Origin of the sequence: Anaeromyxobacter diazotrophicus, assembly GCF_013340205.1 — a bacterium.
GTDB classification, from domain to species: domain Bacteria; phylum Myxococcota; class Myxococcia; order Myxococcales; family Anaeromyxobacteraceae; genus Anaeromyxobacter_A; species Anaeromyxobacter_A diazotrophicus.
Window position 1 is genome coordinate 40978 of the sequence record NZ_BJTG01000009.1, and the last position, 22041, is coordinate 63018.

19 protein-coding genes, 1 tRNA gene and 1 other RNA gene are annotated in these 22041 nt (G+C 73.0%); 15 read left to right on the top strand and 6 right to left on the bottom strand.

The annotated features are described in order from the left end of the window. Positions 1-11: 11 nt before the first annotated feature. The 5 genes from HWY08_RS17550 (at position 12) to HWY08_RS17570 (ending at position 5063) form a co-directional block, all read left to right on the top strand. Positions 12-926, top strand: a complete 915-nt coding sequence (locus HWY08_RS17550) for a branched-chain amino acid transaminase (RefSeq protein ID WP_176067633.1) — start codon at positions 12-14, stop codon at positions 924-926. 139 nt (positions 927-1065) lie between these two features. Beyond that, entirely contained in the window at positions 1066-1830 is a 765-nt protein-coding gene (locus HWY08_RS17555; protein ID WP_176067635.1) for a Fic family protein, read from the top strand. A 113-nt stretch (positions 1831-1943) separates the two neighbouring features. After that, positions 1944-2768, top strand: coding sequence for a deoxyribonuclease IV (locus tag HWY08_RS17560; RefSeq protein ID WP_176067637.1), 825 nt, complete (start codon positions 1944-1946; stop codon positions 2766-2768). 80 nt (positions 2769-2848) lie between these two features. Continuing rightward, a complete protein-coding gene (locus tag HWY08_RS17565; protein ID WP_176068047.1) occupies positions 2849-3916 on the top strand; it encodes a DHH family phosphoesterase in 1068 nt (355 codons plus the stop codon). A gap of 4 nt (positions 3917-3920) precedes the next feature. Further along, entirely contained in the window at positions 3921-5063 is a 1143-nt protein-coding gene (locus HWY08_RS17570) for a cysteine desulfurase family protein (RefSeq protein WP_176067639.1), read from the top strand. On the opposite strand, the gene HWY08_RS17575 is transcribed toward HWY08_RS17570, so the two are convergent. Then, a complete protein-coding gene (locus HWY08_RS17575) occupies positions 5060-5989 on the bottom strand; it encodes a serine/threonine-protein kinase (protein ID WP_235969691.1) in 930 nt (309 codons plus the stop codon). The genes HWY08_RS17570 and HWY08_RS17575 overlap by 4 nt on opposite strands. 146 nt (positions 5990-6135) lie before the next feature. On the opposite strand from HWY08_RS17575, the gene ssrS reads away from it, so the two are divergent. From ssrS to HWY08_RS17590, 3 genes are all read left to right on the top strand, one after another. Beyond that, positions 6136-6328, top strand: a non-coding RNA gene (ssrS, locus tag HWY08_RS17580) — 6S RNA. A gap of 3 nt (positions 6329-6331) precedes the next feature. After that, positions 6332-6916 (top strand): 5-formyltetrahydrofolate cyclo-ligase, encoded by a 585-nt coding sequence (locus tag HWY08_RS17585; protein ID WP_176067641.1) that lies wholly within the window; start codon positions 6332-6334, stop codon positions 6914-6916. A gap of 34 nt (positions 6917-6950) precedes the next feature. Continuing rightward, the gene (locus tag HWY08_RS17590) at positions 6951-7742 is read left to right on the top strand and encodes a TIGR00282 family metallophosphoesterase (RefSeq protein WP_176067643.1); all 792 of its coding nucleotides are present in this window, start codon (positions 6951-6953) and stop codon (positions 7740-7742) included. Between the two features lie 4 nt (positions 7743-7746). Here the strand turns inward: HWY08_RS17590 and tyrS are convergent, their stop codons facing one another. From tyrS to HWY08_RS17605, 3 genes are all read right to left on the bottom strand, one after another. Further along, entirely contained in the window at positions 7747-9009 is a 1263-nt protein-coding gene (tyrS, locus tag HWY08_RS17595; protein WP_176067645.1) for a tyrosine--tRNA ligase, read from the bottom strand. Between the two features lie 116 nt (positions 9010-9125). Then, on the bottom strand, positions 9126-10742 hold the full coding sequence (locus HWY08_RS17600) for a hypothetical protein (protein ID WP_176067647.1): 1617 nt from the start codon (positions 10740-10742) through the stop codon (positions 9126-9128). 423 nt (positions 10743-11165) lie between these two features. Further along, positions 11166-11768 carry an SAM-dependent methyltransferase gene (locus tag HWY08_RS17605; RefSeq protein ID WP_176067649.1) on the bottom strand — a complete coding sequence of 201 codons (603 nt, stop codon included), beginning with the start codon at positions 11766-11768 and terminating at the stop codon, positions 11166-11168. A gap of 69 nt (positions 11769-11837) precedes the next feature. Here HWY08_RS17605 and HWY08_RS17610 point away from each other — a divergent pair, with 69 nt between their 5' ends. The 4 genes from HWY08_RS17610 (at position 11838) to HWY08_RS17625 (ending at position 15046) form a co-directional block, all read left to right on the top strand. Then, the gene (locus HWY08_RS17610) at positions 11838-12254 is read left to right on the top strand and encodes a hypothetical protein (RefSeq protein ID WP_176067651.1); all 417 of its coding nucleotides are present in this window, start codon (positions 11838-11840) and stop codon (positions 12252-12254) included. Positions 12255-12428: 174 nt separating this feature from the next. Then, entirely contained in the window at positions 12429-12737 is a 309-nt protein-coding gene (locus HWY08_RS17615; RefSeq protein ID WP_176067654.1) for a YfhL family 4Fe-4S dicluster ferredoxin, read from the top strand. A gap of 99 nt (positions 12738-12836) precedes the next feature. Further along, positions 12837-14483, top strand: a complete 1647-nt coding sequence (locus HWY08_RS17620; RefSeq protein ID WP_176067656.1) for a thiamine pyrophosphate-binding protein — start codon at positions 12837-12839, stop codon at positions 14481-14483. Between the two features lie 11 nt (positions 14484-14494). Next, entirely contained in the window at positions 14495-15046 is a 552-nt protein-coding gene (locus tag HWY08_RS17625) for a hydrolase (protein ID WP_176067658.1), read from the top strand. Between the two features lie 89 nt (positions 15047-15135). On the opposite strand, the gene HWY08_RS17630 is transcribed toward HWY08_RS17625, so the two are convergent. Continuing rightward, entirely contained in the window at positions 15136-16773 is a 1638-nt protein-coding gene (locus tag HWY08_RS17630) for an HNH endonuclease signature motif containing protein (protein ID WP_235969692.1), read from the bottom strand. A 296-nt stretch (positions 16774-17069) separates the two neighbouring features. Here HWY08_RS17630 and HWY08_RS17635 point away from each other — a divergent pair. Then, a tRNA-Pro gene (locus tag HWY08_RS17635) sits at positions 17070-17146 on the top strand. Between the two features lie 82 nt (positions 17147-17228). On the opposite strand, the gene HWY08_RS21660 is transcribed toward HWY08_RS17635, so the two are convergent. After that, positions 17229-17405, bottom strand: coding sequence for a DUF2000 family protein (locus HWY08_RS21660; protein WP_209005177.1), 177 nt, complete (start codon positions 17403-17405; stop codon positions 17229-17231). Positions 17406-17904: 499 nt separating this feature from the next. Here HWY08_RS21660 and HWY08_RS17645 point away from each other — a divergent pair, with 499 nt between their 5' ends. Both HWY08_RS17645 and HWY08_RS17650 read left to right on the top strand, forming a co-directional pair. Then, positions 17905-18672: a hypothetical protein gene (locus HWY08_RS17645; protein WP_176067661.1), complete on the top strand. Its 768-nt coding sequence runs from the start codon at positions 17905-17907 to the stop codon at positions 18670-18672. 195 nt (positions 18673-18867) lie between these two features. Next, on the top strand, positions 18868-21954 hold the full coding sequence (locus tag HWY08_RS17650; RefSeq protein WP_176067663.1) for an Ig-like domain-containing protein: 3087 nt from the start codon (positions 18868-18870) through the stop codon (positions 21952-21954). Positions 21955-22041 lie beyond the last annotated feature (87 nt).

Below are 22041 nucleotides of genomic sequence, written 5' to 3' on the forward strand. Positions count from 1 at the left end.
ATGTTCGTCGGATGGACAAGGCGAACAAGATCTGGCTCGACGGGAAGCTCGTCGCGTGGGACGACGCGAAGGTCCACGTGCTCACGCACGCGCTGCACTACGGGGTGGGCGTGTTCGAGGGCATCCGCGCCTACAAGACGGCGGGCGGGCGCTCGGCCGTGTTCCGGCTCCGGGAGCACATGCAGCGGCTCTACGACTCCGCGCACGTGCTGCTGATGGAGATCCCCTACCCCATCGAGCGGCTGCACGAGGCCTGCCTCGAGACGCTACGGGCCAACGGCCAGGCGGAGGGCTACATCCGGCCGCTCGCCTTCTTCGGCTACGGCAGCATGGGCGTCGGGGCGGTGAACCCGGTCCAGGTCACGATCGCGAGCTGGCCCTGGGGCGCGTACCTCTCGGACGAGGGCCTGAAGCGCGGCATCCGGGCCAAGGTCTCCTCGTTCAACCGGCTCCACGTCAACGTGAACATGGTCCGCGCCAAGGTGAGCGGGCAGTACGTGAACTCGTTCCTGGCCAACCGGGAGGCGACCCTGTCCGGGTTCGACGAGGCCATCCTGCTCGACACCGACGGCTACGTCGCCGAGGGCTCGGGCGAGAACCTCTACATCGTGAAGGACGGCACGATCTTCACGCCGCCGCTCTCCTCGCCGGTGCTGGCCGGCATCACCCGCGACTCGGTGCTCCGGATCGCGAAGGACCAGGGCATCCCGGTGTGCGAGCAGAAGTTCACCCGCGACACGATGTACCTGGCCGACGAGCTCTTCATGACCGGCACCGCGGCCGAGGTGACGCCGGTGCGCGAGGTGGACCACCGGCGCATCGGCCGGGGCGAGCCGGGGCCGGTGACGAAGAAGATCCAGGAGGAGTACTTCAAGGCCGTCCACGGCGAGACGCCGAAGTACGAGAGCTGGCTCACGTACTACTGACGCGGCGCCCGCGAGCGCCCGCAGGCTCCCCAGGAAGATTTCGGCCGCCCGGTTGTTCTACGCGGCGGCCGAAATCGTTGACCTTTCCCGCGCGTTTCGGCTACATCGCGCACCCGCGCCGGACCCAGACGAGGAGCACATGCGGAGCCGCTATCTCGACATCGACGATCGCACCCAGGACCTCGCGGAGCTGCTCCGCGATCGGCCCGCGATCGCACAGGATTTCACCCGGATGTACGAGCTGTCGTGGATTTACCACGACAGCGCGCTGGAGGGCGTCGTCTACAGCGGGCAGGAGATCGAGGTCGCGCTCGCCGGCCAGATGCTGGCCGAGGCCGGCAGCATGGCGATGTTCCGGGACATCCGGAACGCCAAGGCGGCGGTGGAGGTGGTCCGGGCCGAGGCCTCGGCCAAGAAGCTCAAGATCACGCTCCCGCTGGTGAAGCAGCTCAACGCCGCCCTGCACGCCGGCAACGAGGCGCGCGCCAACGCCGACTTCCGCAAGGACATCCCGCTGCACCGGGCCTACTTCCACGAGATCGTCCAGCCGGCGCAGATCCCGGCGCAGCTGGCGGCGGTGCTGGAGCTGTGCGAGACGGCGGACTTCAAGGCCGCCCACCCCATCCAGCGCGCGTCGAGGCTGCAGCACGGGTTCATGCACGTCTACCCGTACACCGAGGGCTCGGGCCGCATCGCGCGCCTCCTCGCGAACCTCATCCTGCTCCACGAGGGCTACCAGCCCTGCGTCATCCACACCATCGACCGGCAGCGCTACTACGAGTCGCTGAAGCTCGCCGAGCCGGCGCTGCGGGAGCTCATGATGGACTCGATGGAGAACGCGCTCACGAGCGCCGAGAAGTACTGCCGCGAGGCGGCGGCGGCCCACCGCAAGCTCGCCCGCTGATCCGGGCCCCGCCCCGTCCCTCGACCCCAGGTCACCCGGCCCGCCGACGCCCCGACAGGGTGTAGGCGGGCGTGGCCAGGTCGCGACCTCCTATTGTATAGAAGGCCGCTTCCATGATCCTGGGTGCCCACGAAGGCGTAGCTGGTGGTGTCTCGACCGCGTTCGCCCGGGCCGAGGCCGACGGGGCGGAGTGCCTCCAGATCTTCACCCGGAACGTCCGCGGGTGGGCGGCGAAGCCGCTCGAGCCCGACGAGGTGGCGCGCTTCCGCGCGGAGTCCAGGCGCACCGGGTTCCCGGTGGCCGCCCACTCCACCTACCTCGTGAACCTCTGCTGCGCCGACGCCGACATCCGCCGGAAGAGCTGGGACGCGCTCGCGGACGAGCTCGCGCGCTGCGAGCAGCTCGGCATCCGCTGGCTCGTCTTCCACCCCGGGAGCCACGCCGACGAGGCGGAGGGGATCCGGACGGTGGCCGAGGGCATGGCCAGCGCGCTCGAGCGCTCCCCGGGGAAGGCGCGGCTCCTCGTCGAGACCACCGCCGGGCAGGGCTCGAACCTCGGCTGGCGCTTCGAGCAGGTGGCCGCCATCCGCGCCGCCGTGCCCGCCGCGCTGCGCCGCCGGGTGGGGGTCTGCGTCGACACCTGCCACCTCCACGCCGCCGGGTACGACCTCGCCACCCCGGAGGGCTACGAGGCCACCCTGGCCGAGCTCGACCGGACCATCGGCCTCGCGCGGGTGGAGGCGTTCCACCTCAACGACTGCAAGAAGCCGCGCGGCTGCCGCGTCGACCGTCACGAGCACATCGGCCAGGGCACGCTCGGCCTCGAAGCCTTCCGGCGCCTCGTCAACGACCGGCGCTTCGCCGAGGTCCCGGCCTTCCTGGAGACGGAGCTGCGGTTCAAGGAGAACCTGGCCGTGCTCCGCTCGCTCCTCCGATGAAGCCCTCCCCTCGCGGGCCCCTCCCGCCCCACCACGACGTGCGCGCCCGCCACGCCGCCGCGCTCCACCGGGCGCCGCGGATGGCGGTGCTGCGGTCGAAGCTGACCGGCGAGGTGCGGCCGGGCGCCGACCCGCACCGCGTGAAGCTGGAGCGGCTGGTCCACTACGCGAAGGGCCACGCCCGGGCGCTCGTGCTCACGCACGACAACCCCGACCCGGACTCGATCGCCTCGGCGGTGGCGCTCGCCCACCTGCTGCGCCAGCTCGCGGGGGTGGAGGCGATCGTCGCCTACGGCGGGATCGTGGGGCGCGCCGAGAACCGGGCGCTCATCCGCGTGCTGAAGCTGCCGGTGGTGCCCATCTCGCGCGTCGTCTTCGACGACCACGACCTCATCTGCATGGTCGACACGCAGCCCGAGCAGGGGAACCACTCCCTGCCGGCGCGCCACTTCCCGGACGTGGTCATCGACCACCACCCCGAGCGGCCCGAGACGCGGCTCGCGCCCATCGCCGACGTGGGGGAGCAGGTCGGCGCGACGAGCACGGTGATGGTGGAGTACTTCCGCGCGAGCGGGCTCCCCATGCCGCCGCAGCTCGCGACGGCGCTCTACTACGGGGTGAAGGCCGACACGCGCGACCTCGGCCGCCAGACCACGAAGGCCGACGTCGACGCCTACCTGTGGCTCTTCCCGATGGTCGACAAGGAGGCGCTGGGCGAGATCGAGCACCCGCGCCTGCCGCTCGAGTACTTCCAGCTCTACCACGCGGCCATCGAGCGGGCGCTCGTCTACGAGCACGCGGTGGTGTGCGACCTCGTCGAGGTGTACGCGCCGGACATGGTGGCGGAGGTGGCCGAGCGCTTCATGTTCCTCGAGGACGTGAAGTGGTCGGTGGCCTTCGGCGAGTACCAGGGGCAGCTCTACTTCTCGCTCCGCACCAGCGACCGGCGCATGAACGCGGGGCGGCTCATCCGCGACGTCATCGAGGAGAAGGGCGGCTCGGCCGGCGGGCACGGCTCGATGGCGGGCGCCCGCATCCCCCTGAGCGGCATGGGCCCGCTGGCGCGCGCCCGCTTCAAGGCGGAGCTGGTGCAGCGCTTCCTCAGGGAGTTCGGCGTGCGCGCGCGCAAGGGCCGGCGCATGGTCTAGCGGCATGCACTACCTCGACCACAACGCCATCACCCCCATGCGCCCCGAGGCGAAGGCGGCCGTGACCGCCGCGCTCGAGGTCTTCGGCAACCCCTCCTCGGTCCACGCCCCCGGCCGCGCGGCGCGCGACCTGCTCGACCGGGCCCGCGAGCAGGTGGCGGCGGCGCTCGGCGCGCGCCCGCCGGACGTGGTCTTCACCTCCGGCGCGACCGAGTCCGCGGCGCTCGCCCTGCGCGGCGCGCTCGGCGCCGCCCCGGCCGGCCGGGACGAGCTCGTGGTCACGGCGGTCGAGCACCCCTGCGTCCTCTCGCTCGCCGAGGCGCTGCGCGCCGCCGGCCGTCCCGTGACGGTGCTGCCGGTGGACGCCCGCGGGCTCCCCGACCTCGCCGCCGCCGACCAGGCGATCGGGCCGCGCACGGCGCTCGTCTGCGCGATGGTGGCGAACAACGAGACGGGCGTCCTGCTCCCGGTGCGGGAGCTGGCCGCGCTGGCGCACGACCGCGGGGCGCTCTTCTTCACCGACGCGGTCCAGGCGGTGGGCAAGATCGAGGTCGACGTGCGCACGCTCGGCGCAGACCTGCTGGCGCTCACCGGGCAGAAATTCGGCGGCCCGCGCGGCGCCGGCGCGCTGTGGGTGAAGAGCGGGCTCAGGCTCGCGCCGCTCTTCGGCGGGACCCAGGAGCGCGGGCGGCGCGCGGGGACCGAGAACCTGCCCGGCCTGGCCGGCCTGGGCGCGGCCCTCGAGGCCGCCGTCGCGCGCCGCGACGGCGAGCAGCGCCGCGCCGGCGCGCTCCGCGACCGGCTGGAGGCGGGGCTCCTCGCCGCGGTCCCGGGCGCGCGCGTGAACGGGGCCGGGGCGCCGCGCCTCCCGGGCACCCTCTCCGTCACCCTGCCCGGCGCCGACGCCGAGGCGCTCCTCATCGCGCTCGACCTGGAGGGCCTGTGCGCCAGCGCCGGGAGCGCCTGCCACTCCGGCTCGACGAAGCCGTCGTCGGTGCTCGCCGCGATGGGCCTGTCGGTCGAGGAGGCGCGCGCGACCCTGCGCCTGTCCCTCGGCTGGACCAGCGACGCCGCCGACGTGGACGCCGCGCTCGAGGCCATCCCCCGCCTCGCCGCCCGGGTCCGGGCCGAGATCCACGCCGCCTAGGGCGGCGCCGCTCGGCGCGGCACGACCCCGCGCACCAGCGCCGCGATGGCGAGCGGCGTGCCGATGGAAGGGTCGTAGAGGCTCGCCAGCGCGTCGCCGAGGGCGGCGGCGCTCTTCGGGCGATCGCCCGGGGCCGGGGCCAGCGCCTGCGCCACCAGCGCGTCGACCGCCCCCGGGACCTCGGGGCGCGAGGACGACGGGGCGCGGCGGGGCCCCGCGACGAGCTCCTGCAGCACCGCCTCCGCCTCGCTCCCGGGGAAGGCGGGCGCGCCCGTCAGGAGCTCGAACAGCACCGCGCCGAGCCCGAAGACGTCCGCCGCCGGCCCGACCGGCCCGCCGCGCAGGAGCTCGGGCGCGAGGTAGCGCACCTTGCCGAAGGCGGCGCGCTCCGCCCCCTCGCCGGCGACCCGCGCGACCCCGAAGTCGCCCAGCTTCACCTCCCCGGTGCGCGACACGAACACGTTGGAGGGCGAGACGTCGCAGTGGACGATCCCGAGCGGCTCGCCGCGGGCGTCCCGGGCCGCGTGTGCGGCCGCGAGGGCCTCGGCCACGGCGTGCGCGACGAAGAGCGCGAAGTCCACCGGCAGCCGCAGCGCGCGGGCGTTGCACGCGGCGAGCAGGCGCGCCAGGTCGCACCCGTCCACGTACTCCATGACCAGGTAGGCCGTGCCGCCCTCGGCGCCGGCGGCGAGCACCTCGACGATGCCGGGGTGCGAGAGCCGCCGCGCCAGCTCGGCCTCGCGCGCGAAGAGCGCCAGCTGGGCGGCGTCGCGCGCCAGCGCCGGCAGGAGCCGCTTGATGGCGACGGCGCGCCCGGCGCGCGGCCCCCCCACCTCGCGCCCGAGGAACACCTCGGCCATCCCCCCGCGGCCGATGCGCCGCTCGACCTCGTAGCCGCCGATCATCATCGCCGTGATTCCAGCCACTTGGCGCCGGTTCCGGGGCGCGCCGGGCCCTCGGGCCGCGCCCCGCCATCCCGCCCTTCCGCCTTGACATCCTCGCTAGCGACCGCTACCATCTACCCATAATCTCGCGTGATTGCGAGAACTTAGCTCTTTGACCGTTCTTGATCTGCCCCCTGCCGGGTTCGTGCTTCGGCTTCGCGTCGTTTGGGCCGACTTTGAAAAAAGCGGAGCGCCCGCCCACGTTCATGCGCAAGCTCCCACGTTTCGAGGGAGAAGCCTACGGATGCTGGGATCAACGGGTGCCCCACCTGTGAAATACAGGTCCAAGCAACCGAGCCACACGGCCTTCGCGGGGGGCTTTTTTTGTCCACCACCACCCTGAAGCCGAAAGGCCTGCTCCGCGAGGAGCTGGTCGCGGCGCGCCTGCGCCTCGCGCCCGAGACCCGGGCCGCGCGCTCGGCGCGCATCGCCGCCCGCGTGCTGGCCCTCGACGCGTTCGAGCGCGCCGGCACGGTCGCCCTGTACGCGGCCCTCGGCGCCGAGGTCGATCCGGCCGGCGTCGCGGCCGAGGCGGCCGCGCGCGGCAAGCGCCTCGCCTACCCCCGCTTCATCCTCGGCGAGCACGCGCTCCGGTTCGCGCGCTGCGAGCCCGGGGCGCTCGTGCCCGGCCCGCACCGGACGCTCGAACCGCCCCCCGGCGCCGAGCTGCTCGATCCCGGCGCGCTCGACCTCGTGCTCGTGCCCGGCGTGGGCTTCGACGCCGCCGGCCGCCGGCTCGGCCGCGGGCGGGGGCACTACGACGCCACGCTCGCCGCGCTCGGCCCGGCCGCGGTGAAGCTCGGGCTCGCCTTCGAGGTGCAGCTCGTCGCCGCCGTGCCGGAGGAGGCGCACGACGTCGCGCTCGACGGCGTGGTGACGGAGGCGCGGGTGCTGTGGCGGCCGCGTTGACAGGGCGCGCCGACTCGGGCATCCAACCCCCACCTTGAAAGTCCTCTTCCTGGGCGACGTGTTCGGCAAGCCCGGCCGGCTGGCGGTGAGTCACTTCGTCCCGAAGCTCATCGCGGCGCACGGGATCGACCTGGTGGTCGCCAACTCCGAGAACAGCGCCGGCGGCGCGGGCGTCACCCCCGAGAGCGCCGACGAGCTGCTCGCCTGCGAGGTGGATCTCCTCACCGGCGGCAACCACATCTGGTCGAAGCGCGAGCTCGTGCCGTACCTCGAGAAGCCCGGCTCGCGCCAGCTCCGGCCCGCCAACTACCCGCCCGGCTCGCCCGGCCGCGGCCGCGCCGTCATCCAGACCCCCGACGGCCGCCGGCTGGGCGTCATCAACCTCGAGGGGCGGGTCTTCATGAAGACGCTGGACGACCCGTTCCGCGCCGCCGAGGAGGAGCTCGCCGCGCTGAAGAAGGAGGGCGTCACGGCGGTGCTGGTGGACATGCACTGCGAGGCCACCAGCGAGAAGAACGCCATGGGGCACTTCCTCGACGGCCGCGTCTCGGCGGTGCTGGGGACCCACACGCACGTGCAGACCGCCGACGAGCGGGTGCTGCCCGGCGGGACCGCCTTCATCACCGACGTCGGGATGTGCGGGCCCTGGGACTCGGTCATCGGGGTGAAGAAGGACCTCGTGCTGCAGCGCTTCCTCACCCAGCGCCCGGTCGGCTTCGAGCCGGCGCGCCGCGAGACCTACCTGCAGGGCGCGCTGGTGGACATCGACGAGGCGAGCGGGAAGGCGCGCTCGATCGTCCGCGTCCAGGAGCGGCTGCCGGACTAGCGGATCACTCCGCGACGATCAGCGCGTAGCTCTTCCTGCCCTTCTGCAGGAGCAGGTACTTCCCGGCGAGCAGGTCGGCGGCCGCGAGCTTGCGGTCGGCGGCGGTCAGGACCTCGCCGTCGAGCGAGAAGCCCTTGCCCTGGATGCCCCGCCGGGCGTCGCCCTTCGACGAGGCGAGGCCGGTCTTCACGAGCGCGTCGGCCGCGGTCAGCGCCTCGAGCTCGGCGCGCGGCACCCGGGCGGCGGGGATCTCCTGCGCCAGCACCGCGAACGCCTCGGCCCCGGCGGCGCGCAGGTCGGTGCCGCCGAAGAGCAGCCGGGTCGCCTCGGCGACGCTCCGGGTGGTGTCGGCGCCGTGGATGCGCGTCGTCATCTCCTCGGCCAGCCGCCGCTGCGCGGTGCGCTTGCCGGGGTCCTTCCCGTGCTCCTCCGTGAGGGCCGCGATCTCCTCCATGGGGAAGAAGGTGAAGTAGCGGAGCCAGCGCTCGACGTCGCGGTCGTCGCTGCCCATCCAGAACTGGTAGAACTTGTAGGGCGAGGTCTTCTTCGGATCGAGGTAGACCGCTCCCTCCTCGCTCTTGCCGAACTTGGCGCCCGCGGCGGTGGTGAGGAGCGGCAGCACCAGCGCGTGCGCGGCGCCGCCCTCCTTGCGCGAGATGAGCTCGGCGCCGGCGGTGATGTTGCCCCACTGGTCGCTGCCGCCCATCTGCAGCTCGCAGCGCTCGGTCTTCCAGAGGTGCCAGAAGTCGTACGCCTGGATGAGCATGTACGTGAACTCGGTGAAGGAGATGCCCGCCTCCATCCGGTTCTTCACCGAGTCCTTCTGCAGCATGTAGTTGACGGTGAAGTGCCGGCCGGCGTCGCGCAGGAACTCCATCAGCCCGAGCGGCCGCAGCCAGTCGGCGTTGTTGCGCACCCGGGCCGCGCGCTCGCCGTCGAAGCGCAGGAAGCGCTCGAGCTGCGCCCGCTGGCAGGCGACGTTGTGGTCGATCTGCTCGACCGTGAGCACCGGCCGCTCGGCCCGCTTCCCGCTCGGATCGCCCACCATGCCGGTGCCGCCGCCCACCACGACGATGGGCGTCCCGCCGCAGCGCTGCAGCCAGGCGAGCGCCATCACCGGCACGAGGTTCCCGACGTGGAGCGAGTCGGCGGTGGGGTCGAAGCCGACGTAGCCGGTGATGGGACCCTGCGCGAGGCGCGCCTCCAGCCCGGGGGTGACGTCCTGCAGGAAGTCGCGCGCGCGGAGCTCCTCGATGAGCGTGGCCATGGCGGGGCAGCTTATCCGCTCCGGCCGCGGGCGACCAAGGCCAGAGCGCGCAGAAGGCGAGGCCCGGGGCCCCGACCTGCGGGACCCCGGGCCGACGCTGCCCTGGCTTCAGCCGGCTACTTCTGGCACTCGACCTCGACCGGGATGACGAGGTAGTTCACCGCCGGGACGCCGTTGGAGATGACCGCGGCGTCGGTGATGGTGAAGCGGAAGAAGAACGTCTCGCTGAAGTTCTTGAGGCCCACGTCCGTGAAGCACTTGAGGACGCCCAGGCCCGAGGAGTCACCCGGCGACTTCCAGCTGAACGCGCCGGTGGTGTTCGACTTGGGGCCGACGAAGGTCCCGAGGCTGATCGGGTCGAGGTCGAGGCCGATGAGCTCGATGGCGAACTCCAGCGGGACGGTGGGCGCCGGGTTGCGCGAGAGCGCGTTGATCTGGAAGCCGACCGTGTCGCCAGCGCCCACGCTGCCGGCGGTCGCGTAGGCGAGCGTGATGTCGGGGCCGAAGGCGACCGGGTTCACCTTGACGACGGTGAGGCCGATGGTGCCGGACTTCGCGCCGCCGATGAAGCCGGGGCCGCCGTTGGGATCGGCGCGGTAGTCGTCGACCGTCAGCGTCACCGTGCAGAGCTTCGAGGACTCGGTCTGGCCGAAGACGACGGCCGGGATGAAGTCGAAGCTGAGCTCGGCGTCGCGGTCGCAGTCGAGCTCGGGCACGTTCTGGGGGAAGCTCAGCGTCGAGCCGCCGACGCTCCTGAACTCGCCGGCGCAGTCGCTCTTGAGCGTGTAGTGGAGCGCGTCGCGGTCGAAGTCGTGCACCTTGGCCCAGATGCGCGCCGGCTGCCCGGGCACCACCTGGCCGCCGTTGCTGCCGCCGCCGAGCTGCGTCTCGATGGAGAGGACGTCAGGCCAGTGGTTGAGGTCGCCGAAGAACTTCACGATGCGCTTCGCGTCGTTGGGGTCGGCGACGGTGACGTCCACGCTGAGCTTCGTGTCGCTGTGGTCGACCTCGGCCAGCGGGCCCGTCCCTTTGTGCGAGTCCTCGATGGTCAGCGAGAGGGTCGCCTTGCCCTGGAACCCGACGGTCGGGATCCACACGATGGCCGGGAGGTTGCCGCCGGCCGGCACGTCGTACCAGTGCCCGTCGAGCCCGGGCGCCCCGAAGATCTGCTCGATCACGTTGTCGTCCCAGTCGAGCTTGTAGAACGTCCCGCCCTTGCCGCCGTCGTCGAGCTTGTACTTGATGGGATCGCCGTTCGGGTCGATCGCCTTCGCGTTCAGGATGATGATGGAGTCGGTGTCGTCCATGAAGGTCGGCCGCGGGTCCTCCAGGAACTTGAAGCCCTTGAGCGTGTCGACGCTGTTGTCGGAGATCGTGAGCCCCAGGATCTGCGGCGCCTGGTTGTCGTAGGTGGTGAACTTGTCCTGCTGCTGCAGGACCAGGATGACCTGCGGGTTCGACTCGCCCTTCGTGAACTTCCGGGTGAGGTCCGCCTTGAAGGTCACGTCGCCCACCGCGCCGCCCTGGTGCTCGGTCGCGTGCCCGCTGAACTTGCAGTCCACGTTGACCGGGACCGCCGCGAAGGTCGCCTCGAAGTACTTGGTGGTCTTGTCGGTCTCGAAGGGCCCGTTGACACCCTGCACCAGCTTGAGGTCGGTGGCCTTGTACGTCCCGCAGTCGACCGAGACGTAGAAGTCCGCGTTCGCGAGCGTGGTGATCGCGTTCGCGTTCACGCGGAGCTTGACCGAGGACGTCGCCTGGGTCTGGGATGACCCGCCACCGCACGCCGCCAGGCCAGTCGCGGCCAGCAGCCCTGCTGCCCACTTCAGATATTGCCTCATCGCGCTCCCCCATCGCCGGGATCTCCGGCTTTGTGAACTGCACCGATCGACGACACCGCGACGAACCTAGGGGTTGCTTCACACCCAGTGGTTCACTGTGCGTCGCTCGGTGTCGATGTCGTGCATTTGGCGCTGATGTGACCGCTTCATCAACGCCCGGCGAGGGTTGCGGCGACCTGCCTTTCTTGACGATGGGTGATATCAGCGCGCGGAGATGCCGAGCGCGCGGGACACGGCGGGGGAGCGCGCGTGACCCGGATCACGAATCTGGCGCGGCGAAGCTGATCGCGATCAGGAACGGCAGCCGAGCTCGGGTCAGGGTGCTCTGAAACCCCGACCCAAGAGATACACCTCGTAGCTGCTCTCGCGCGTCGCCTGCGGGCGGGCGATGTGCACGTCGTCGAAGAGCGCGGCCACCTCGCCCTTGAAGACCTGGAAGTCGCCACCCATGAACACCTTCGTCACGAAGGCGCCGCCCGGGCGCAGCGTCTCGCGCGCGATGCCGAGCGCCATCCGGCAGAGCTCGAGCGAGCGCGCCTCGTCGGTCACCTTCACGCCGATGGTCTTCGGCGCCATGTCGCTCGCCACCAGGTCGAAGAGCCCGGGGTGCAGCGCGCGGATGCGGTCGAGCGCGTCCGGCGCGAGCAGGTCGACCACCGCCGTCTTCACCCAGCGCTTGCCGAGGTTGCGGATCGGCTCCAGGTCGACGCCGATCGCCACGCCCTTCTCGCCGACCGCGTCCGCCAGCACCTGCAGGAAGCCGCCCGGGGCCGCGCCGAGGTCGAGCACCGCCTGCCCCGGGGCGAGCAGGCGGTGCCGCTTCACGATCTCGTCGATCTTGAAGGCGGAGCGCGCCCGGAGCCCCTCGGCCTTGGCCTTGCGGTAGTAAAAATCCTTCGGGTCGTAAGGCTTGGCCATGGTCCTCGGGCGCCGGTTGTCCGGGCGCGGTCGGGGCACTATCCTGGCGCCGTCTTCCCCGTCAAGCGCATGATCTCCGGAAAGGCGCTCCTCGTGTCGGTCCCGCTCGTCGTGGCGGGGGGGTTCCTCATGGCCGGCGCCCACCTGCGCGTCGGCGCGCTGCGCAGCGAGCTCTCGACCACCGACGCGCAGGGCCGGGCCGAGGGCGAGTCCTACCTGCGCACGCTGCAGGGCGCTCACGCGCAGCGGCAGCTCGACCTCCTCACCCACCGGCACGAGGTGGCGCTCCGGCTGGCGTCGGCGCGCCGCGACCGGCTGCTCGGGCTCGTGACGGCGCTGGGGGGCCTGCTCGCCTTCGCCATCGTCCGGGCGGTCCAGCGGGTCGGTCTGGAGATCGAGGAGGCCGGGCGCCTGCCCGCCGCGACTGGCGCGACCGGCCCGGACGCCCCGCCGGACGAGCGCGCCGCCACCCGGAGCCGGGGCTGAGCGCATCGCGGCGCCTCGCCCGCGCTGCGGGAAGATCGCCGCCCCGTCCCTGTGTTTCAAGGAAAGCACGCGCCGGCAGGCCCGGCCCGGCCCGCCTTGACTTCGCTCCAGGCGCGGTGGATAAGCGAAGCCCTACACCCCCTGTCCGGCAGGGCCCGAGGAGAGACGAGACCGATGGCGACGACGATCACCGAGGAGTGCATCAACTGCGGCGCCTGCGAGCCCGAGTGCCCGAACGGCGCCATCAGCCAGGGTGACGACATCTACGTCATCGACGCGAAGCTCTGCACCGAGTGCGTCGGCTTCCACGACGAGGAGGCCTGCGCCGCGGTGTGCCCGGTCGACTGCTGCATCCCCGATCCGAAGAACACCGAGACCGAGGCGCAGCTCTACGGCCGGCTCGCCACCATCCACCCGGACAAGAGCTTCCCCCCGCTGGCCGAGCTGCCGGCGAGCCTGTCGCGGTTCCGCAAGACCGCGTAGCGCCTCGCGCCCGGCGAACCCAGAATGCCCCGTGCGCCTCGGCGGCGCCCGGGGCATTTTCGTGTCCGCCGCCGTGGTCGGGCGGCGGCGGAGGAAGGCATGGGGACGCTCACCGGAGGCCAGCTCGTCGCGCGGATGCTGAGGCGGGAGGGCGTCACCACCGCCTTCACGCTCTCCGGCCTGCACGTCGCGCCCATCTACGTGGGCTGCGTGGACGAGGGCATCCAGCTCGTCGACACGCGGCACGAGCAGGCTGCCGCCCACGCGGCCGACGCCTGGGCCCGCCTCACCCGCCGCCTGGGCGCCTGCATCGTCACCGCCGGCCCCGGCGTCACCGGCACCGTCACCGCGGTCGCCAACGCCTGGGCCGCCAGCGTGCCCCTGCTCGTGCTGGGCGGCGCCGCGCCCACCTTCAACCAGGGGCGCGGCTCGCTGCAGGAGATGCCGCAGACCCAGCTCTTCGCCGGCATCACCAAGTGGTCGGACCGCGTCCCCTCCCCCGAGCTCGTCCCGAGCTTCCTCGCGCGCGCCTTCCGCGTCGCCCGCGCCGGGCGGCCCGGGCCGGTGTTCCTCGAGATCCCGTGGGACGTGCTCTCGAACGGCGCCGACGAGGAGCTGGCGGCGCAGGCCAGCGGCTACCGCACCGCGGCGCGCTCGCCGGGGGATCCGGAGCAGCTCGACGCGGCGCAGGCGCTCCTCGCGCGCGCCGAGCGGCCGGTGCTGGTGGGCGGCTCGTCCATCTGGTGGGACGGCGCGGTGGAGGCGCTCGCCGCCCTGGCGGACGCGACCGGCGTCCCCGTGTACCTGAACGGCATGGGCCGGGGCTGCCTGCCTCCCGGCCACCCCTCGTTCTTCCAGGGCTCGCGCAAGGAGGCGCTGGCCCAGGCCGACGTCGTGCTGGTGGTGGGCACCCCGCTCGACTTCCGGGTGGGCTACGGCACCGCGCCGACGTTCGCGGCCGACGCCAAGGTCATCCAGGTGGACGGGGACGCGGCCGAGATCGGCCGCAACCGCCCCATCGACGTGGGGATCGTCGGCGACTCGCGGAGCGTCCTGCAGCAGCTCGCCAGCGGCGCGCGGCGCTGGGGCGGCGACGCCTGGCGGAAGAGGCTGCGCGCGGTCGAGGAGGAGCGCGCCGCCCGCCAGCGGCGCTTCGAGGAGAGCGACCAGCGCCCCATCCACCACTTCCGGCTCGCCCGCGCCCTCGACACCGTCGCCGGGCGGAGCGACGTGACCTACGTCGGCGACGGCGGCAACGTGGTGGCGGTGGCGGCCAAGGTGCTGCGCGTGCCCAGGCCCGGCCGCTGGCTCGATCCGGGCCCCCTCGGCTGCCTGGGCGTCGGGGCGCCGTTCGCCATCGCCGCCAAGCTCCTCGCCCCCGAGCGGCCGGTGTGCGTCGTCCAGGGCGACGGCGCGTTCGGCCTGAACGGCATGGACTACGAGACCGCCGTCCGGTTCAAGCTGCCGATGGTGGTGGTGGTGGGGAACGACGCCGCCTGGGGGCAGATCCTCATCCCGCAGCGGAACCTCTACGGCGAGGACCGCTCGCCCGCCACCCGGCTCGCGCCCACCCGCTACGACCGGCTGGTGGAGGCGATGGGCGGCCGCGGCGAGCACGTCGACGACCCGAAGGACCTCATCCCCGCCCTGGAGCGCGCCTTCGCCTCCGGAACCGTCTACTGTGTGGACGTCGCCATCGACCCCGAGGCCGCCGCCGCCGCCGGCGCGGCCGGCTACGCCGTCTAGGAGGAGCGCCCATGAACCGCTTGCCCAGGCTGGACCGCGCGAAGGCCTGCGTCCTCGTCGTGGACGTGCAGGAGAAGCTCACCCCCGTGATGTGGAACTTCGCGCCGGTGGAGAAGTACTGCCGCGCGATGATCCTGGCCGGACGCGACCTCGGCCTGCCGGTGCTCGCCACCGAGCAGTACCCGAAGGGCCTCGGCGCCACCATCCCGTCCCTGCGCGAGGCGCTCGGCGCCGCCCCGCTCATCAAGATGAACTTCTCGTGCGGCGCAGACCCCGAGTTCATGCGCGCCCTCGAGGCGACCGGCCGCCGCCAGGTGATCATGGTCGGCATCGAGTCGCACGTCTGCGTCTTCCAGACCGCGCGCGACCTCCTGGAGCGCGGCTACGAGGTGTTCATCTGCGCCGACGCGGTGACGAGCCGGTTCGAGGAGCACCGCCGGGTGGCCCTGGACCAGCTCGCCGCCATGGGCGCCGTCGTCACCAGCGCGGAGACCTGCATCTTCGACCTCCTCCACGCCTGCGGGACGCCGGAGTTCAAGCGGGTGAGCCCGCTGGTGCGGTGAGCCTGAACGGTCGGGAGATGGGTCACAGTCGGGCCGGGCACCTGGGGTAACGGTCCGGCGAGGAGGGCCGCGGCACGGCGCGCCGCGCGTCAGCGCTCCGACGATCGCGGCCCGCTCCACGGCTGCCCCTTCAGGAACCACCGGAGCTCGTCCGGCGCCCGGCCGACCACGCGCAGGTAGCCGCCGTGGATGCAGCGCAGGTGGTGGAAGGCGCAGAGGCCGACCTGGTTGTCGAGCTCGTCGCCGCCGCCGTGCGAGCGGAAGAGCACGTGGTGCGCCTGGGTCGCGCGGTGACTGCAGCCGGGCACCTGGCACCAGCCGTCCCGGTCTCGCACCTTGCGCGAGCGCGACCGCGACCGCTTCACCGAGCCTCTCCAGGTGGCGATGAAGTGCCGCGCGATGGTGGCGAGGCACGCCCCGAGCCCCAGCTGGGCTCCGGCGCGCTCGCGGACCACCTGGACGGCGGCGGCGAGGAGCGCGGCGATGCGGAGCGGCAGTGGGACCGCAAGGCTCCGGCGCGCACGCATCTGCCTCTCGGCCTCGCCCTCCAGCTCCCGCCGCAGGGCGACGCACGTGAGCGCCTGCGCGCGGGGGATCCACCGGGCGATCTCCGGCTCCGGTAGCCGTGACAGGAGCCGGAGCTTCTCGAAGGGGAGCCCCTGGCGGTGCGCGTCCTGGAGCGCGGGTGACAACCACCGCCGCTCCTCGGTCCGGGCACGTTGCTCGACCGCGCGCGATGCGAGGCCGAGCCGCTCCTCGCAGTAGTGCTTGAAGCTCGTGAACCCGAGGAGCTGGTAGGCCTTGCCCTTGCGGATGGCCGCCGCGCAGTAGCCGAGGATGTCGTCCCAGGCCGAGCGCGCCCGGGCGAGCTGGCGCAAGACCCTGTCGATCTCCTGCGCGGAGTCGATCTCGCTGAAGCGCACGTCAGGCGCCGGCACCTCGGCCAGCCGCCGCAGCGCCGCCCAGCGCTCGGTTTCGTCCTCCAGGGCCGCGCGCCGGGCCGCGTCCGCAGGCTCGGTCCGGAGGGCGCCGCCGAGCGTGCGCGCCGGGTCGGGCTCGACGTCGGTGGGATGTTCGCCCAGGTACTCCTGGGCGAGGACCTCCAGCCGCTCCACGCGGCCCAGCTCCGGCGCGAGCTCTCCGGCGAGCGCGAGCGCCTCGTCCACCGCCTCGCGCTCGTCCGGGCGGAGCTGCGCGCCAAGCGGGAGCCAGGGCTCGTCCTCCTCCTCGCCGGCCGCGCCGGCGCGGCGGACTGCCGCCTCGAGCTGGCGGACCGTCAGGTGCTCGGCCCGCTCCACCCAGGCCGCCTCCGCCTCGCCCACCGCGACGCCGAGGATCGTCTGCGCCGCCCGCAGCCGGACGCGCCCCGCGCGCATCGCCTCGCGCAAGAGCGGCCGCGTGCGGAGCTCGCGGCCCAGGCGGGCCAGCGCCTGCGCGGCTCGCTTGCGCAGGCCGAGCACCTCGCGCGCGTAGTCGTCGAGGTGGGACGCGAGCTGGGCGAGGCGGTCGCCCCGCCGGAGCGCATCGAGCCCCTCGGCGATGGAGACCTCAAGGGCTCCCTGATACCGCGCGGCCCAGGCGAGGAGCCCCTCGCACTGGTCCGCGTCGAGCTCGCCGCCCCGGAACAGCTCGTACAGCTCGCCCGGCGTGAAGGGGTCGAGCGCGAGCCGGGGCGGGGCGTACGTCGCCGCGAACGACCCCGCTCGCGAGGTCGGGCGTTCGACCACGGCGGCGAGGCCAGAGCTTGCGAGCGCCTGCTCCACAGGACGAGGTCGTATCACGGATAGTCGTGCTGAACATCCGTCCAGATGGGGCGTGAGCGACGCCAGCCGCGGACGCGTGGCCGGGCGCGCGGCGCACCCGGCCGGTCCGCGGACGCAGGGAGCCGGGTCGGGCGCCGTCTTCACGGCACCGTGCGCTGCCCGAGAGGTGGCCGCGAGCGCCGGAGCGCGGGCCCCGGTTCTGCCCGGAACGCCGTTGACCCCGCCAGCGGCCGATGTTACCTATCCCTCCCCGCAGTTCCCGGGGCGTAGCGCAGCCTGGTAGCGCACTTGCTTGGGGTGCAAGTGGTCGCTGGTTCAAATCCAGTCGCCCCGACCATCTGAAGGCCGCAGAGTCGCTCGGGAAACCGGCGGTCCTGCGGCCTTCGTCTTTCGAGCCTCCGAGCGATCCCACCACCGGCTCACGAAGCCGCGCGACCGAGACTTCGCCAGCCGAGATGATCCGGTCGGCGCTCGCTTCGCTCGCCGTCGTCCGGCGCGAGCCCGGCGATGCCGGTGGCCAGGAAGGCCGTCACGTTGAGCTTCTGCCACACCGCGAGATCGTCCAGGACGAGGATCGCAACCTTCGTTTCGAACATCGAGTGTTCCTGGCTGACTTGGTTGGCCGGCGTTGCTGGCCCGGGCGCGGGTCGCCCGGTCTCGGGACCACTGCGTCGCAGCCCGCCAGCGCTTCATAGGGCGCCGCCTCATCCCGTGCATCCCCTCCGGACCAGGGTGGTGCCGAACGAGAGGCGAGCCCGATCATCGATTGCTCAGATCGGTCACGGGTTGAGCAGCAGGTGCGCCCACCTGCCTTCGTCCGCCGTTCCATGGCCCGGGCTTCGACGGCGCGGCCGACGGCGATCTCGACCGAGCGCCTCGGGCACGCACCGTGCAAACCGCCTGTCGGACGTCCTCTGCAGCGGTGCGTCGACAGGAGGCGGCGCGATGCGCGCCATGAGCAGTCGCAGCCGCGTGACGAGGGTCCTCGCCGCGCTGATGGGCCTCGTCGCGCTGGCCTGCGCTCCCATGCGCGGTGCACGAGCCGAAGATCCGGGACCTGCGAATGCAATCGACCGTGCGTGGAGGATGACCTCCTTGACGCTCGGGACCGGCAACGATCTCTTCGGGCTGCCGAGCTCCAGTCTCAGCGACGACGACGGGTTCACCGCCAGCCTGCGGGTCGCGGCGGAGCTCTCGGATGCGTACCGCGAGAGGCTACGCATCGACGCCAGCGTGCAGATGATCACCGAGCGCGGAGGGCTCGACCGCGTCGACGAGGGCAGGTTCTACGCGTCCTGGGAACGGTTGCTGGGCTCCCCGGCGGGACATGCGTTGACGCTCGGCTGGACGCTCGGGGTCGACGTCATCGGCAACCTCGGTGGGAGCGAGATCCAGGACTGGACGCACCGGTCGCTTGGCCTCCGCCGGCGCCTCGCCGGGACAGGGCCGAACGAGCTGCAGTTCCGGTACCCCGGCGGCTACGACGTCCTCGCGCTCGTCGGCGGGCTCGCGCGGGCCTCCCATCCGCTCGCTGCAGGGTGGTCGCTGAGGGGAGGCGTGGAGGGCCTGGTCGGCGCCGGGACGGGAGTGTTCAGCGAGCTGCACCCGTTCGTCGCGATCGGGTTCACCGTGCGACCCGTGGACCTCGAGCTCCGGGAAGGCGCGGGCATCTACGCGACGAACATCCGCTCTCTCACGATGAAGGGTGGGTACGTGACCGGCGTCCTGCAGAACCAGCCCTCCGCGCGGATCACGGTCGCCGGTCCGCGCTGGCTCGGGTCGTTCGTGTCCTTCGAGTGGGAGCTGAACCACGGCGACTCGCATCAGCACGTGGGCGAGATCCTCGTCGGCAAGCGGTTCTGAGCGCTCGGCACCGGTAGCGCCGGCTCACGCGCTACGCGAGCCGCCGAGCGGGCGGCCGTGCATTCCGGCAAGACTCGGGCAGGCCGATCGCCCTCGACACGGTGAGTGCACGACGTACACTGTGCGTCCGCCAAAAGTCTGGCGCCAATAGTGACCTAGCGTGTACCTTGGCGCCCTCACTCAGGGGGGGGCCACATGACCGCTTCGCGCCGGATCCCGGCAGCCAGTCTCGTCACCATCGTCGTCTGTGGCGCGCTCGCCTGCGGCCCGCAGCGGCCCACGGACGGCACCGCCGGCCACCGTGCGCCCGGGGCCTCGACGGCACTCCAGAACAGCACCGCCACGGGCGCCATGACCTCGCAGCACGTGCGCGGCGCGGGCGCGCGCCTCGCCGACGGGCGGGTGGTGGTGACCGGCGGCTGGTCTCCGGCGAGCACCGCGATGGACGTCTTCGACCCGGTGAGCGGGACGTGGGCGGCGGGGCCCCCCTCGCCGGGCGGCCGCGACGACCACTTCGCGCTCGCGCTCGGCGACGGCCGGGTGGCGCTGGCGGGCGGCACGGCCTCGAGCGTCGACGTCTTCGATCCCGCGAGCGGCACCTGGGCCCACCTCGCCGACGCCTACCGCCAGTACAGCGCGGCGGCGCTCCTCGAGGACGGGCGCGTGCTCGTGGTGGGCGGATACGACGGGGTGATCTCGGACCTGGCCTCGGTCGCGATCTTCGACCCGGTGCTCGGGACGCTCCAGCCGACCGGCTCGCTGCAGACCTCCCGCGACGCCCACCGCGTGGTGGCGCTGGCGGACGGCCGGGCCCTCGTCCTCGGTGGCCGGCACGCCTCGACCGATCTTGCCAGCACCGAGCTTTACGATCCGCAGACCGGCACCTTCTCTCCCGGCGCGCCGATGTCCACCCCGCGCATGACGCCGGCCGTCGTCCGCCTGGCCGACGGGAGGGTCCTGGTCGCCGGCGGATGGCACGGCGCGGAGCTCGCGTCGGCCGAGATCTACGACCCCGCCGCCAACACCTGGACGCCGACCGGATCGATGCTGCATGCCCGGCAGCTCCATCAGGCCGTCCTGCTCCCCGACGGCCGCGTGGCCGTGGTGGGAGGCGTGGTCGCGGGCGCCATCTCCACCGCCGACGTCGAGGTCTTCGACCCCGCCACGGGGACCTTCGCGCTCGGCGCGTCGCTCATGCAGGCCCGGTACTACGAGACGTCGGTGCTGCTCGCGACCGGTCAGCTCCTCGCCGCGGGCGGCGAGGGCTCCGGCACCTACCTCACATCTGCCGAGATCGTCGACCTGGGGCCGTGCACGCCCACGACCTGCGCCGCGGCCGGGAAGACCTGCGGCGCGATCCCGGACGGCTGCGGCGGGACGCTCGCTTGCGGCAGCTGCGCCGCCGGCGAGACCTGCACCGCCAACGTCTGCGGCGTGTGCGCGCCGGCCACCTGCGGCTCCCTGGGCGCCAGCTGCGGGGCGGCGTCGGACGGCTGCGGCGGCACCCTGCAGTGCGGCACCTGCGGCGCCGGCCAGGCCTGCGTGAGCGGCGCCTGCGTCTGCACCCCGACCACCTGCGCCGCGCAGGGGAAGACCTGCGGCACCCTGCCCGACGGCTGCGGCGGGACGCTGAGCTGCGGCAGCTGTGGCGCGGGGACGGCTTGCAGCGCCAGCAACGTCTGCGTCGCGCTGCCCGGCAACGCCACCTTCGACGCGGCGTTCGGGGCACCGCGCTGCGCGGCACCCGGCGCGAGCAGCTGCGGCTCCGGCTCGCTGCTCGTCGGCCGCGCCGCCCTGGGCCCCGAGCTCCACGCCCCGAACACCATCGACGGCTGCGCCGACCGCACCGCGGGCACCTTCCACTCCGACGAATCGCTGGACGCGCTCCGCGTCTCCACGCTCGACGGCGCCCCGTTCGCCGCCGGCAGCGCGGTCCGCCTCGAGGCGGACGTGTGGGCGTACACCGGCTACTCCTCGGACGCGCTCGACCTCTACGTCGCCGCCGACGCCACCAAGCCCGCCTGGAAGCTCGTGACGACGATCGTCCCGAGCAAGGCCGGCGCCCAGACGCTCTCGACCACGACCACCCTGCCGCGCGGCGGGACGGTGCAGGCGGTGCGGGGCGTCTTCCGGTTCGGCGGGAGCGCGCTGCCGTGCAGCACGGGTTCTTACGACGACCACGACGACCTGCTCTTCCCGGTCGTGCAGCCGCCGGACACGACGCCGCCGACCGTGACGCTCACGGCGCCGGCGGCGACCTACCTGGCGGGCACGATCACCCTCCAGGCGACCGCCAGCGACGACGTCGGCGTGGTGCGGGTGGCGTTCCTCGACGGGACGATGGAGGTCGCCAGCGCCGTCGCGCCGCCCTGGCAGGCCTCCTGGAACACCACCGGGGTGGCGAACGGCGCGCGCACCTTGAGCGCGGTAGCGTACGACGCGGCCGGCAACTCCGCGTCGGCCTCGCGGCAGGTCGTCGTCGACAACGCCAAGCCCACTGCGCAGCTCGTGAGCCCGGCGGCAGGCGCGACCGTGTCGGGCACGGTGACCATCGCCGCCGACGCGACCGACAACGAGGCCGTGGTGAAGGTCGCCTTCTACGACGGCACGGTGCTCGTCGGGACGCGCACCGCGAGCCCGTGGAGCGTGAGCTGGTCGGCCGCCTCGGCCGCGAGCGGCAGCCACGCGCTGACGGCGCAGGCGTTCGACGCCGCCGGAAACGTCGGCGTGAGCCCGGCGGTCACCGTGACCGTCGCCGGGGGGTCCGCAGGGACGGGGGTGGCGACCTTCGACTCCGTCCGCCGGGTCCCGCTCTGCGCCAGCGTCGGCGTGAGCTGTGACTCGGGCACGCTGCTCAACGGCCGGGCCGGGCTCGGTCCCGAGGTCAACGCCCCCAACACCCTGGGCGGCTCGTGCGGCGACGGGACGTCCGGCACCTACCACGTCGACGAGTCGCTGGACCGCCTCAAGATCTCCACGCTGGACGGCGGACCGCTCGCCGCCGGCAAGACCGTCCGCGTGGACGCGACGGTCTGGGTGTGGGGCGCGTCCTCGGACTGGCTCGACCTCTACTACGCGGCGAGCGCAGACAGCCCGACCTGGACGTTCATCAAGACCATCGCCCCGACCGCCTCGGGCCTGCAGACTCTGAGCACGACGTACGTGCTACCGAGCGGCGCCGTCCAGGCCATCCGGGGCGTCTTCCGCTACGGCGGCTCGGCCGCCAGCTGCGCCGCCGGGTCGTACAACGACGTGGACGATCTCGCCTTCGCGGTGCAGTGAGCGTCGCCAGCCGACTGACTTCCAGCCCCCCCGAACCAGCGCGCGCAGGCGGCCGGTTCGGGGGGCAGGTTCTCGGAGGCGCGGCGC

Excerpts from the sequence above, each read along its gene's own strand:
- HWY08_RS17610 (WP_176067651.1), top strand. The coding sequence starts at position 11,838 with ATGATCTCCGGAAAGGCGCTCCTCGTGTCGGTCCCGCTCGTCGTGGCG.
- HWY08_RS17615 (WP_176067654.1), top strand. The coding sequence starts at position 12,429 with ATGGCGACGACGATCACCGAGGAGTGCATCAACTGCGGCGCCTGCGAG.
- HWY08_RS17605 (WP_176067649.1), bottom strand. The coding sequence starts at position 11,768 with ATGGCCAAGCCTTACGACCCGAAGGATTTTTACTACCGCAAGGCCAAG.
- HWY08_RS17570 (WP_176067639.1), top strand. The coding sequence starts at position 3,921 with ATGCACTACCTCGACCACAACGCCATCACCCCCATGCGCCCCGAGGCG.
- HWY08_RS21660 (WP_209005177.1), bottom strand. The coding sequence starts at position 17,405 with ATGTTCGAAACGAAGGTTGCGATCCTCGTCCTGGACGATCTCGCGGTG.
- HWY08_RS17625 (WP_176067658.1), top strand. The coding sequence starts at position 14,495 with ATGAACCGCTTGCCCAGGCTGGACCGCGCGAAGGCCTGCGTCCTCGTC.
- tyrS (WP_176067645.1), bottom strand. The coding sequence starts at position 9,009 with ATGGCCACGCTCATCGAGGAGCTCCGCGCGCGCGACTTCCTGCAGGAC.
- HWY08_RS17620 (WP_176067656.1), top strand. The coding sequence starts at position 12,837 with ATGGGGACGCTCACCGGAGGCCAGCTCGTCGCGCGGATGCTGAGGCGG.
- HWY08_RS17565 (WP_176068047.1), top strand. The coding sequence starts at position 2,849 with ATGGCGGTGCTGCGGTCGAAGCTGACCGGCGAGGTGCGGCCGGGCGCC.
- HWY08_RS17550 (WP_176067633.1), top strand. The coding sequence starts at position 12 with ATGGACAAGGCGAACAAGATCTGGCTCGACGGGAAGCTCGTCGCGTGG.
- HWY08_RS17650 (WP_176067663.1), top strand. The coding sequence starts at position 18,868 with ATGACCGCTTCGCGCCGGATCCCGGCAGCCAGTCTCGTCACCATCGTC.
- HWY08_RS17560 (WP_176067637.1), top strand. The coding sequence starts at position 1,944 with ATGATCCTGGGTGCCCACGAAGGCGTAGCTGGTGGTGTCTCGACCGCG.
- HWY08_RS17555 (WP_176067635.1), top strand. The coding sequence starts at position 1,066 with ATGCGGAGCCGCTATCTCGACATCGACGATCGCACCCAGGACCTCGCG.